This window comes from Streptococcus mitis (assembly GCF_022137125.1).
GTDB classification, from domain to species: domain Bacteria; phylum Bacillota; class Bacilli; order Lactobacillales; family Streptococcaceae; genus Streptococcus; species Streptococcus mitis_CE.
On sequence record NZ_JAKNEQ010000008.1, the window covers coordinates 82,529 to 95,733 of the forward strand.

The 13,205-nt window shown below is 41.4% G+C and carries 8 protein-coding genes; all 8 read left to right on the forward strand.

The window, feature by feature from the left end:
- Nucleotides 1-292 precede the first annotated feature (292 nt).
- Complete coding sequence (locus L0P31_RS08095; protein WP_033686122.1) at nucleotides 293-1,459, forward strand: SIS domain-containing protein; 1,167 nt, start codon at nucleotides 293-295, stop codon at nucleotides 1,457-1,459.
- A 115-nt stretch (nucleotides 1,460-1,574) separates the two neighbouring features.
- Nucleotides 1,575-2,612 (forward strand): aldose epimerase family protein, encoded by a 1,038-nt coding sequence (locus L0P31_RS08100; protein ID WP_045606548.1) that lies wholly within the window; start codon nucleotides 1,575-1,577, stop codon nucleotides 2,610-2,612.
- A gap of 136 nt (nucleotides 2,613-2,748) precedes the next feature.
- Nucleotides 2,749-3,945 (forward strand): CAP domain-containing protein, encoded by a 1,197-nt coding sequence (locus L0P31_RS08105; RefSeq protein ID WP_238096430.1) that lies wholly within the window; start codon nucleotides 2,749-2,751, stop codon nucleotides 3,943-3,945.
- A 380-nt stretch (nucleotides 3,946-4,325) separates the two neighbouring features.
- Nucleotides 4,326-5,657, forward strand: coding sequence for a glycosyltransferase (locus L0P31_RS08110; RefSeq protein WP_238096432.1), 1,332 nt, complete (start codon nucleotides 4,326-4,328; stop codon nucleotides 5,655-5,657).
- A gap of 1 nt (nucleotide 5,658) precedes the next feature.
- Nucleotides 5,659-7,014: a sodium:solute symporter family transporter gene (locus L0P31_RS08115; RefSeq protein ID WP_238096434.1), complete on the forward strand. Its 1,356-nt coding sequence runs from the start codon at nucleotides 5,659-5,661 to the stop codon at nucleotides 7,012-7,014.
- Nucleotides 6,998-7,702, forward strand: a complete 705-nt coding sequence (locus L0P31_RS08120; RefSeq protein WP_238096436.1) for an acylneuraminate cytidylyltransferase family protein — start codon at nucleotides 6,998-7,000, stop codon at nucleotides 7,700-7,702. Before L0P31_RS08115 ends, L0P31_RS08120 begins: the two co-directional genes overlap by 17 nt.
- The gene (locus L0P31_RS08125) at nucleotides 7,699-8,577 is read left to right on the forward strand and encodes a glycosyltransferase family 52 (RefSeq protein WP_238096438.1); all 879 of its coding nucleotides are present in this window, start codon (nucleotides 7,699-7,701) and stop codon (nucleotides 8,575-8,577) included. Before L0P31_RS08120 ends, L0P31_RS08125 begins: the two co-directional genes overlap by 4 nt.
- Before the next feature lie 229 nt (nucleotides 8,578-8,806).
- The coding region (locus tag L0P31_RS08130; protein WP_238096440.1) for a MucBP domain-containing protein at nucleotides 8,807-13,205 on the forward strand (4,399 nt) is incomplete at its 3' end.

A 13,205-nucleotide genomic window follows, 5' to 3' on the forward strand; every position in this document is an offset into this window, starting at 1 on the left:
TCGAAAATCAAATTCAAACTACGTCAACGTCGCCTTGCCGTAGGTATATGTTACTGACTTCGTCAGTTCTATCTGAAACCTCAAAACAGTGTTTTGAGCTGACTTCGTCAGTTCTATCTACAACCTCAAAGCAGTGCTTTGAGCAGCCTGCGGCTAGTTTCCTAGTTTGCTCTTTGATTTTCATTGAGTATACGATGTGACAACGTGAAAATCGTTAGAGCATTTTATATAGAATATACATGGGAATGGGGCTTACTCCCATTCCCATATTTAATAGAAAAAGAGGAACTCAATGCTACATTATACAAAAGAAGATTTGCTCGAATTGGGTGCAGAAATCACTACACGTGAAATCTACCAACAACCAGATGTATGGAGAGAAGCTTTTGAATCTTATCAAGCAAAACGTGAAGAAATTGCAGCCTTCCTGCAAGAGATTGCGGATAAACATGACTATATCAAGGTTATTTTGACAGGTGCTGGGACTTCTGCTTATGTGGGAGATACCTTGGTGCCTTACTTTAAGGAAGTCTATGACGAACGCAAATGGAATTTCAATGCTATTGCGACAACAGATATCGTTGCCAATCCAGAAACTTATTTGAAAAAAGATGTGGCAACTGTCCTTGTATCCTTTGCTCGTAGTGGGAACTCGCCTGAAAGTGTGGCGACTGTTGATTTGGCCAAGGCCTTGGTAGATGAGCTTTACCAAGTGACGATTACTTGTGCAGCAGATGGTAAATTGGCTCTTCAAGCTCATGGAGATGACCGCAATCTCTTGCTCTTGCAACCAGCTGCTTCTAATGATGCTGGCTTTGCCATGACCTCTAGCTTTACGTCTATGATGTTGACAGCTCTCTTAGTCTTTGATCCTACAGAATTTGCTGTTAAGTCTGAACGTTTTGAAGTTGTATCTAGTCTTGCCCGTAAAATTCTAGACAATGCAGAAGATGTCAAAGAACTTGTTGACCTAGACTTTAACCGTGTCATCTATCTAGGCGCTGGTCCTTTCTTTGGACTTGCTCATGAAGCTCAGCTCAAGATTTTGGAACTGACTGCTGGTCAAGTTGCGACTATGTATGAAAGCCCAGTCGGCTTCCGTCACGGTCCAAAATCACTGATCAACGAAGATACAGTTGTCTTGGTCTTTGGTACAACAACAGACTACACTCGCAAGTACGACTTGGATTTGGTTCGTGAAGTTGCTGGTGACCAGATTGCTCGCCGTGTTGTGCTTTTGAGTGATCAAGCCTTTGGTCTTGCAAATGTCAAAGAAGTGGCCCTTGGTTGTGGCGGTGTCTTGAATGATATTTACCGTGTCTTCCCTTACATCGTTTATGCCCAACTCTTTGCCCTATTGACTTCACTCAAGGTAGAAAACAAACCAGATACACCGTCTCCTACAGGTACAGTAAACCGTGTGGTACAAGGTGTTATCATCCACGAATATCAAAAGTAAGACAGTGTTTATGAATTCTTGACAAGAGAATTTGTAAACTATCAGATAAACCATAGATTGTCAGTAGGCTTTCTATGGTTTGTTTGCTTGAGAGAAATAGTAAAAGGAGAACAGAATGAAAGCATACACAGAGCGTGTATTTGGAAATGTTGAGGGCAAGGATGTCTTGGCCTATCGTTTTGAGACAGACGGTGGCTACCAGCTTGAGGTTATGACTTATGGTGCGACCATCTTGCGCTATGTCACGCCTGACAAGGCTGGAAATTTTGCCAATGTAATCTTGGGATTTGATGACTTTGATAGCTATGTAGGCAATAGTCCCAAGCATGGAGCTAGTGTAGGTCCTGTGGCAGGTCGTATTGCTGGCGCGACCTTTGAGCTTAATGGCAAGACCTATGACCTTGAAGTCAACAATGCTAGCAACTGCAACCACAGTGGTTCAACTGGTTGGGATTCCAGCTTGTTTGAACTAGTTGAAGTGAGCGACCATGGCTTGACCCTCTACACAGAGCGTACAGATGGGATAGGAGGATTTCCAGGAAATCTCAAGATCTGGATTAGTTACCACTTGGAAGAAACTGGTGCCTATGAAATCAGCTACAAGGTAACAACAGATCAGGATACGCTGGTCAATCCAACCAACCACAGCTATTTCAACTTGTCTGGTGATTTCACGCAGACCATTGACCGTCATGTCTTCCAACTAAACACAGAGGGCATTTACCCAATCGCTCCTGACGGTGTTCCGGCCAAAACTCCAGATGCTACTCGTGATGTGGTTAAACACCTCTACAATGGTGCTTTGTTGAAAGATATCTTTGCAGAAGAAGATGAGCAAATCCAGCTGGTATCTGGTTTGGATCACCCATTTGCCCTTCCTGCAGGCCATGACAATGCTGGTTTCCTTTATGACCAAAATTCGGGTCGCTTCCTGCTTTTCAAGACAGAGGCTCCTTGTTTTGTGGTCTACACAGCAAACTTTGTGGATGAGAGTGTACTTGTGGCTGGCAAACCAATGGTACAGCACAATGGGATTGCCCTTGAAGCGCAAGTTTTACCAGATGCCATTCACAGTGACCTTAAAGACCAAGTCATTCTCAAAGCTGGTCAAACCTTCACTAGTAAGACACGTTATGAGCTTGTTGTGAAATAAAAGGATAGGAATTTCTACTTTTTGGGGAATAGTATTTACCTTATAACATTAGTAGAAATGGGCAAAGAATAGGAAAATATGATATAATTTAATATTGAAAATACCTGTCCTATCCAAAGGATAAAAGGAGAAAAAAATGAAGAAAATTGTATTTGCTAGCGCCTTGGCTTTGACTTTAGCTGGAGCAGTTTTGACAAATGATGTTTTTGCCAATGACAGACTAGTAGCAACACAATCTGCAGATGGTAGAAATGAAAATGTCTTGAGTTCAGAAGTGCTTAACCCTGCTAGTGGCAATGTTTTGGTTGGATTAAAGGGAGAATTTTTGACTCCAGACCAACAAGCTATCTTAGATGCCATCAATGCTATCCGTAAAGAGGCAGCTGACGAAGGTTTGGTAGATAAGTATGTCCCTATCAAATGGTCGACTGACCTAGAAAAGGCAGCTTTTGCCAGAGCTGCAGAAGCTTCTGTAACTATGGATCATACTCGTCTTTCTGGTAAAGAAATCTGGAGTGCCTTCCCATCTGGAAATAGTATAATGGGTGAGAACTTAGCATGGAATTATGATGGTTTCTTAAGAGCTATTGAGCAATGGCGCGCTGAAAAAACAGATTATATCAAGAAAAAGAATAGTGGTTCAGACAAAGGGAAATCTGGTCATTATGAGGCATTAATTAATCCGAAAATTACACATATGGGGTTTGCTGCCTTTAAAAACCCAAGTAATGTTAATAAAGTAATCACGATTGCCCAGACTCTAGGAAATGATGCTTCTTCAGAGGAATTAGTAGGTAGTTATGGACCTGCTATCCAGTATGTAGAAGTAGCTGGGTCAAATTTGTCCACAGTTAAAAGTAAAGCTACAGTTTTAGAGAAACCACTTAAAGAATTTAGAAATACTAGCTCAGATCAATCTGGTTGGGTGAAATCAGATGGTAAATGGTATTTTTACGAATCTGGTGATTTGAAGACTGGATGGGTAAAATCAGATGATAAATGGTATTATTTGGATGATTTAGGTGTCATGCAGACAGGATTTGTAAAAGTGGATGGTAGCTGGTATTACTTGAGTAGCTCAGGTGCTATGTTTACAGGCTGGGGTACAGATGGTAGCAGATGGTTCTACTTCGATGGCTCAGGAGCTATGAAAACAGGTTGGTACAAGGAAAATGGTACGTGGTATTACCTTGATGAAGCCGGTATCATGAAGACAGGCTGGTTTAAAGTAGGAGAACATTGGTACTATGCAAATGGTTCAGGAGCCTTGGCAGTCAGCACAACAACACCTGACGGTTATAAAGTAAATGGCAATGGTGAATGGGTAAACTAGACAACTAGTGAACAAAAAGTCTGTTTCAACAGCTTTTTACAACAAAGTTATAAAATGATGTAACCTTAAAATGGGGAAGGCTAGTTTGCCTTCTCCATTTTCTTGAAAGTTATATACAAAAAATCTACAATGCCTACCTACGTAGCACAGATGATTTCAGAGAATCGATTTATAAATCATAAGAAAGCTCCCTCAAGCTATCCTACTAAGTCAGTCTATCTTGCAGATGGTCGGTCTTTGTGATAGAATAGCATAAAGTCCTTTTGAGGGGGAACTTGCTAGGAAATCCCCAAGCATTGTAACGGATTAACTACCCTCGCCTTTTTGTGAGGGTGGTTTTTCGTTTGTAAGTAGAAAATAATAGAGAAAGAGTGTATAGCATGTCGAGAATTATCACTATCCATCCAGCCAAGGAAACCCATCGCTACGGTTTTGAGAGCACTCAGGCCTATCGCGCTCGCATAGCCCGACATCTGGGTCTGGAGTATGTCCACATAGTGTCAAGCCCTCAGCTTCGTCCTGACTGGAAGAAAGACTTGATCAAGTTAGGATTTTTAGAAAAAGAACTGCTCTGCGTTCCTCATAGCTTTTCAGATATGGGGCATGCTGACTTGACAGTGAGACCAGAAAGCCTAACACTAGCAGACGGAGATCAGGTCGAGCTCAATGAGGACGGTTTTGTCGCCTCTGTTACCCTTGGAGATGGCTCTGGAAGATATTACTATACCAAGGGACCTTTCTTGTTTGAAGATTTCAAGGAAAAGGAACTTCGTTGGTATCATGAAAATGGAGAACTGGCTCTGGAAGGACGCTTTATCGATCCCTTTAAAGAACCCTCTCCTGTCACCATCTTTTATCCAGAGTATATCTACCGCATTGAGGGAGAAATTTGTTCTGAAGAGGACTTGCTGGTCAAGTTCCTAGCTAGATGGGCTCAGCAAACTGACCTCTTTATTCGTGACCAACAAATCGTACCCAAGCCCAGCCTCTGGCGTTACATGGAAAACACGGACAAAAATTACTATGAAGTCGTCCATGAAAATATCATGCGAGACTTGCGCCTCGCCAATCTACGCAAGGCAAACAGATATCTAGTTGCCAGTGAAAAGTTGACAGAAAGCTTGGCGCAAGAAGGCTACCAGACAAGATTCCTGCCACCTATGTTTACAGAAAAATTAGGTCAGCTAAGAAAAATCGGACCTGTTTTGAACTATTGCTTAGTGGGTCATATGGGAGAAGGCAAGAACGTTGAATTTGTCATTGAATCCTTTATCGAACTCTACAAACGTGGCTCCAAGGCCCAAATTACCTTTTATGGTGGAACAGAGGAACGCCTAGAAGAACTGCGCAATCGCTACGACCTGCCACCAACTATTCACTTCAAAGGCATTGTAGATGAGGTTCCGTACCACCTCCACCAGTGCTACCTGTCGGCTAGTTTTACAGAATTATTTGCCAACGCCTGTGTTGAAGCCTTGAGTCAAGGTTTGTTAGCCTTATTATCAGATGTGGAGATTGCCCATCGCTTCTATGCCGGTCAGTCAGATGCCATCCGCCTTTTCCGGAATAAGGCACAATTGATTCAAATGATAGAAGAGATGGAGCAAGCGGACTATCGCCAATCAAATGCAGAAAATATTGCCCTAGCCGCCCACTATTCACTAGGGACAGTAGCCCAAAGCTACCGAGAACTATTGGATAGGAACTTCTAGGATGTTGGGAATTCTAGTCACCCTATCGCTTTATTTCTGCTTGATTTCCTGGATTGCCTATCGGAAAAAAGGGAGCGAAGAGGACTATTATCAGGTTAAGAAAGCTGTTCCTGTGACCGTTTTGGCCTTCTCGGTCTTTGCGACCTTGCTCAGTCCCATTTCCTTCCTGACCCTGGTGGGGAATGCCTATACAGGCAGGTCCTATCTATGGTTTGCCCAGTGTGGAATCTTTCTAGCCATTCCCCTCGCCCACCGCTACTTTTTGCCTCTCTATCAAAAGGGGAACTACGAGACGGCCTATCATCTTTTAGAAGATAAGTTTCAATCGTCTGGCATTCGTTCACTGGCTTCAGGTCTTTTTATCCTCTACCAGTTGGGGCGAATAGCGGTTGTGACCTACTTGTTGTCACAGGCCCTAGAGCCCTTTATCCCTATCAATCAGCTGGTCTTGTCAGCTTTACTCCTTCTCTTGACGGTTTATTATTTGGCAAGAGGAGGTCTCTTGGTTGTCCTGTGGACAGATTTCTTTCAGGGCTTGGTCCTGCTGGCTATATTGGCCCTCTTTCTACCAAGAATTGCCCAATCTGGTCTAGTCGTCAATAGCAGTCAGCAGCTATCTCACTTTGCAGAGACCTTGGATGGGCAGACGGTCTTGATCTTGGTTGCAGGAGCTGGCTTTAGTAGCCTGTTTTCCTATGTTTCTTCGCAAGACATCGTCCAACGTTTTAACAGCAAAATGGGGAGTCGGAAGATAGGAAAAATTTTATGGCTACAGGGGCTCTTGTCCTTTGGAATTGCCAGTTTACTGTATCTGATTGGAGGCTTGATTCGTCAGGAAAATTTCGCCACCACATCTACCAATCCCGTTCTCATTGCTTATGCTCGGGAAGGCCTGGCACCTTGGTTTGGCAGTTTCATCATGCTAGCTCTCTTAGCAGCGGGCCAATCCACGGTTTCATCCAGTATGAATGCAATCGTGACCTGCTTGAAGTTGGATTTCGCCTGGTCAAATATTCGCTGGTCGCCAAGCCTCCTGTCCTTTGTCATAGCAGGCCTGTCTTGGCTTCTCTGTCTCTTACTCATGAATGCAGAAATTTACTCTATCTACGAATGGATTAACGGCTTTATGGGTCTGACACTAGGTGTGATTGGTGGTTTGTACCTTTTGATCTTACTCCTAAAAAGACCGAGTTTACAACTAGCCAAAATCTATCTGGTCTTTAGTCTAGGGGCCTTGGTCCTCTATCATTACAGTGGCCTCTTTGCCAACCCAAATCCTTGGTTAAATAGCATTATCACCACCCTATCTGCACTGTTTATCTCATTTCTAGGAAGACTATATGAAAGCAACATCTAAACCCATAGCCGTCATTTTAATCCGTTCAGGTTCACGCGGCTTAGTGGATAAAAATATCAAACCTCTTGCAGGCAAACCTTTGGTTTTCTACACCATAGAAGTCGCTCTCGCCTCCAAACTATTTAGTGAAATCTGGGTCTCCTCAGACTCACTAGCCTATCTGGAACTTTGTCGTCAAGCCTATCCAGAGATTCATTGTGTCCACAGACCAAAAGAACTGGCCTTGGCAACAACCTCTAGCTTAGAAACCCTACGAGACTTTTTACAGCCCTTTGAGGAAGAGCAGGTCTTCGTGAATTTGCAGGTGACCTCACCTCTGAGAGAAGTAGAGCACCTCATAGAGTCCTATCAGCTCTACTGTCAGTCTGGCGCCGACCATCTGATTTCCTGTGTCAAGGCAGATAAGAGTCGTAGTCTTTTCTTACAGATGGAGGAGTCAGCTTTTATCCGTCCGCCTCAGGTATCCAAGCACTATGCTCGGCAAAAAGAGCCTGTCTATTACTATCCCAACGGTAGTATCTGGATTTCTCGCAAGGACCGTTACCTACGAGATGAGACCTTTTACACAGACAAGACAGTAGCCTATGAAATGCCCAAACTCTATTCTTATGATATCGACGATGCCTTGGATTTTGAAGTCGTTGAGACCTTGCTGCACCATCACCACCTAGGAGAATCAAATAGATGAAACACCTCATCATTGCCACAACGCCCTTGCAGGCTAAAATAGCTCAGCATATTAAGGGACTCTATCCTGATCAGAACTTTGTCAGCCTCTATGTTAGTCCTGTCAAAAATGCCCGTCATGAATATTATGCTCAGGAATTTGACCATGTTCACTATCCACAGACGGCAGAGGACTTGGCTCAGATTTGTCAGGAGCTGGCTGGAAATTATGACACTATCTTTTATGCCAGTTTTGACAATAGCTTGATTCTGGACTTGATTGCTAGTTCGACCTACCAGCACCTTATGAGTTTCGATGATGGTTATGCGGATATTTACCCCTTGGGCATGTATGCCCGGCCTCTCCATCCCAGTCAGGTTGGCTCCTTGGGCTTGAGCAGAGATGACTTGATTGAGCGGACGGAAAAGCACTATACCCTCTATCGCAGTGACTACCATGTCGTAGCGAGAGAAAAGCTAGTCTATTTGGAGCATTTTTTTGACCTGCCCCAAGCACCCGTTTCAAATGGCAAGACAGTCAAGGTCCTGCTGGGCCAAAAGTTCTCGGAAGAGGACGACCAGATTTCCATCCGTTTTATCAGTACCTATGCCAAGGCCTTGGCCATTGACCTCTATCTACCCCATCCCAAGGAGACTTTCACTATACCAGATGTGACTTACTTGGAGACGGAGCTAATCTTTGAAGATGTCCTAGCCCAGCTCTTTCAAGAATACGAGTTCGTTCATGTCTATCACTTCACCTCATCAGTCAGCCTCCACTTACAAGACCTGCCGAATGTAATTATCACAGGCATTTCCCTCCCCTACTACGAGGACCGTCAAAAAGAATTGCGACGATTAGGTTGTCAGTTTGAAAGGGTTTCACTTGGCTGGTAGCATAAATGTATATTTTTAAACATGTGATTCCATACGTCTGTATGGATTTTTTATATTTCAATATACTATAAATAAGTGGTTTGAGTCATCAAAAAAATTGAGCAATATTCTTGTTTTGGAAGATGAAAATTGTTAAAATAAGAACGATGGGTTTTTATGAGTGGCAGTTGTTTATATATAATATGATAACTCATAGAGTCCGTAAAAATAACAGTAAAGGATACTAAGGATGTTTATAAATAAAAAAGAAAAATTTTCCATTCGTAAGTTTAAAGACGGTCGTTCAGACTCAGTCAAAATCGGTACAGTTGCTCTGATTGTTGGTGCAGCCCTTGCAATGGCAGGACAAACCCAGACTGTAGAAGCGGCTGTAAAAGATAATGGAGATAACACATCAACGATTTCGAATGATAAGGGTAAGATTACTGTAGATACAGCGAACATCACAAATGAGGCTGAAGGAACAACTGCTTCAACTGATCCAACTGATAATGGAACAAATACAATCACTAAAACAGGAAAAGTAGACTACAAATATGTAACTGCTGAGGGAAACACTGTATTAGAAGAAAACAAAAACCAAAACTCTGGTGCTGATAAAACAATCGAAACACCATACGATGTATACGGTAAATCAGGAGAAGTTTTCAAAGGAACTACAGGTGGCGAAGCAGAAGATAGCGACCTAGATAACGCTAAAGAAACTGGTAAGAAAGAAACTATCGAAAAAGATGGAAAAACTTACCACCTAATCGGAGAGCCTAAGGTTGAAACAACTGGAGATGGTGCTGGAGTTTACTCTGATACCACTCTAGGTGATGTAACTGCTAAACTGACTCCAGAAGGATTAAGTAATGCGGAAGGGAAAATCACTTATGGTACAGTAAAAGCTGGTGGAAAAGCTTGGATCGTTGAACAAACTGGAAAAGGAACATATGGTAAATATGTACAAGCCGATTCAGGTGCAATCACTTCTGATGATAAACTGAAAGAAGCTTTCACAGCTGGAGAAGCTGCAGCAAAAGACTTCACTTCAGCTAATGTAACTGCTGACGGTGGAATCAAAGAAGGAGACTATGTTTTCGTTCTTGAGAAAAACACGTATGTAACTGTGAAAAATGCAAGTCCTGAAATTACAGGGGTGGTACCATTATCACCTAAGGATAATATTGCAGATGATGAAGAAGGTGGTGGTGCTAGTATAGATAGAACATATGCAATGGTTCAAAAATTTAAAGCAGCTCCAGATACTGCAACAGGAGAAGCAAACAGAACTTTTGTAAAAAACTATCTTGCTTATCTTCAAGAAAAAGGGTTGGAAGATAACACCCTTAATTTCAAACGATATATCTCTGTCGGAATAGCTGCAAAAGGTGGGGAGAAAAAGGCGATCAAGGCTGATACTGGAGACCAAGTTGATGATAAAGGTAGACCTACAACGGATGTAACAGCTAATTTTGATGAAGTTTATGAAAATAGTACAAGTAAATTTGGTCATGATATTAATCTTAATCTTGGCACTTTTACTCCAGAGATTGAAGAATATTCTTACCGTGATGAAATTACTCCACTTCGTGCATACCGTTTAGCAAGTGGTACTACAACAATCACTTACACATATGCAGAAGAAAAAACTCGTGAAATCGAGAAAAAAGGTTCTGTAGTAGTTAACTACCAAACAGAAGACGGAACAGAATTAAAAGCTCCTTACACTGATACTCCTGAAACAGTAGCTGAAGTAGTGACTGAGAAATACTATGTTGATGCTGATGGACAAGAAGTAGTAGTAGAAGATAAAACTGTTAGAACGCCTAAAAACGTAGCCTACAACACTAAAAAAAGTGCAGATGAAAAACCAGAAAAACTGACAGATGCACAAGGAAATGTTTACTACCTTAAAGCAGATGCTACTAAAACAGCTGTAAATGATGTAGAAAAAGACGCTCCAGCTGAAGAAGGTACAGTAGTAGAAGGTGTTACAAAAGTAACTTACATCTATGAAAAAGCTGGATCAGTCATCGTCAACTACAAAACAGAAGATGGAACTCCACTTACAGGAACAGTAGTTGGAGATGAAAGCAAAACTGTAGCTTCAGGTACGAAAGATGTTGATAACGGTAAACCAGGTACAGCTTACAACACTGCAGATAACGGAATGAAACCAGAACGTATTAAAACTGCGGAAGGAAAAGTTTACCAACTGGTTCCAGAATCAACTGAAGGTGAACCAGAAGGTGAAGTAGAATCAGGTGTAACTAAAGAAGTAACATACGTTTATAAAGAAGTTAAAGGTAACGTAGTTGTTAAGTATGAAGATACTGAAGGTAACACACTTGCTGAAGACGAAAAAGATGAAACAGATGCTTCTCTAAATGTTAAATACGATACAGCAGACCACAAAAAAGCTGAAATCACTAAAGATGGTGTTAAATATTACTTAACAGCTAAAGAATTGAAAGATGATTCTAAACCAGCTACTGGAGATGTTGTTGAAGGTACAACTACAGTAACTTATGTTTATGAAAAAGCTGGACAAGTAGTCGTTAATTACCAAACAGAAGATGGAACTCCATTAGTAGGTGTTGACGCGGATGGTGCAAACGTTGCTTCAGGTGCTAAAGACACTGTAGATGGAAAACCAGGATCTGATTACACAACTGCAGACAACGGAATGAAACCAACTCGTATCACAACTGCAGAAGGAAAAGTATACGAGCTAGTTCCAACAGCAACTAAAGGTGACGAAACTGGTAAAGTTGTTGCTGGAGAAACTAAAGAAGTAACATACGTTTATAAAGAAGTAACTGGTGATGTAGTCGTTCACTACGTTGATACAGAAGGCAACGTAATCGCTGATGATAAAGAAGATACAAAAGGTGCTTCTCTAAACGCTAAATACGATACAACTGACAACAAACCAGAGAAAATCGAAAAAGACGGAACTGTTTACTACTTAACAGAAAAAGCTGTCAAAGACGATTCTAAACCAGAAAACGGAGACGTAGTAGAAGGTAAGACTGAAGTAACTTACGTTTACGAAAAAGCAGGACAAGTAGTTGTTCACTACACTGATGAAAAAGGTAACACTATTCAAGTGGATGCTGTTGATACCAAAGACGGCAAACCAAACGCTGACTACAACACTGCTGATAACGACATGAAACCAAACCGTATCACTACTCCAGAAGGAAAAGTATACGAATTAATCCCTCAATCAACTAAAGGTGATGAAACAGGTAAAGTTAAAGCTGGAGAAACTACAGAAGTAACTTACGTCTACAAAGAAATCACTGGTAATGTAGTCGTTCACTATGTTGATACAGAAGGAAACACATTAGCTGAAGATACGAAAGATGTAGAAAATGGATCACTAAGTGATAAATATGACACAACTGATAACAAACCAGCTAAACTTGAAAAAGATGGTACTGTTTACTACTTAACAGCTAAAGAATTGAAAGACGGTTCTAAGCCAGAAAACGGTGCGGTTGTAGAAGGAACTACAGAAATCACTTATGTATACGAAAAAGCAGGAAACGTTCTTGTTCATTACGTAGACGAAGCTGGAAACACTCTTCAAGCAGATGCTGTTGATACTAAAGACGGTCAACCAGGAGCTAAATACGATACTTCTGATAAGGACATGAAACCAACTCGTATCACAACTCCAGAAGGTAAAGTATACGAATTAGTCCCAGCATCAACTAAAGGTAACGAAACTGGTGATGTTGAAGCAGGTAAGACGACAGAAGTGACTTATGTTTACAAAGAGGTTAAAGGAAACGTAGTCGTTCACTACACTGATGAAGCGGGTAACACAATCGCTGAAGACGTTAAAGATACGACTGACGGATCAGTAAGCTCAGCTTATGACACAAGTGACAACAAACCAGCAACTATCACTACTAAAGATGGTAAAGTCTACGTACTTGTACCAACTTCAACTAAGGGTGAAGAATCTGGTAAAGTAACCGAAGGAACTACAGAAGTAACTTACGTTTATAAAGATGCCAAAGAAGAAGCTTCTAAAGCAATCGATAAAGCTTTGTCTGAAAAAGAAAGTAAGATCAAAGAAAATCCTGAGTTAACAAACGAAGAGAAAGAAAAAGCGATTGAAGAAGCTAAGAAAACAGCTGAACAAGCTAAGAAGGCATTGGAAGAAGCGAAAACTCCTGAAGATGTAGAAAAATCTACTACAAAAGGTAAAGAAGAAGTAGAGAAAACTCCTGTTACTCCAGAAGACAAACCAAAAGCGAAAGAAGCGATTGATAAAGCTCTAGAAGAAAAAGTGAAGAAGATTGATGAAAATCCAAACTTGACTCCAGAGCAAAAAGAAAAAGCTAAAGAAGAAGCTAAGAAAGATGCTGAAGAAGCTAAGAAAGCCATCGACAAAGCACCTTCTAAAGAAGAAGTAGAAAAAGCTAAAGAGAATGGTAAGAAAGAAGTTGAGAAAGATACTCCAACTCCAGACAAACCATCAACTCCGTCAGAAAATGATAAGGATCAGCCAACTACACCTTCTCCAGAAGATAAAGCAAAAGCGAAAGAATCGATTGATAAAGCTCTAGAAGATAAAGTGAAGAAGATTGATGAAAATCCAAACTTGACTCCAGAGCAAAAAGAAAAAG

Bases quoted from the DNA above. Each gene is read 5' to 3' on its own strand.
- L0P31_RS08095 (WP_033686122.1), top strand. From the start codon at position 293: ATGCTACATTATACAAAAGAAGATTTGCTCGAATTGGGTGCAGAAATC.
- L0P31_RS08100 (WP_045606548.1), top strand. From the start codon at position 1,575: ATGAAAGCATACACAGAGCGTGTATTTGGAAATGTTGAGGGCAAGGAT.
- L0P31_RS08105 (WP_238096430.1), top strand. From the start codon at position 2,749: ATGAAGAAAATTGTATTTGCTAGCGCCTTGGCTTTGACTTTAGCTGGA.
- L0P31_RS08110 (WP_238096432.1), top strand. From the start codon at position 4,326: ATGTCGAGAATTATCACTATCCATCCAGCCAAGGAAACCCATCGCTAC.
- L0P31_RS08115 (WP_238096434.1), top strand. From the start codon at position 5,659: ATGTTGGGAATTCTAGTCACCCTATCGCTTTATTTCTGCTTGATTTCC.
- L0P31_RS08120 (WP_238096436.1), top strand. From the start codon at position 6,998: ATGAAAGCAACATCTAAACCCATAGCCGTCATTTTAATCCGTTCAGGT.
- L0P31_RS08125 (WP_238096438.1), top strand. From the start codon at position 7,699: ATGAAACACCTCATCATTGCCACAACGCCCTTGCAGGCTAAAATAGCT.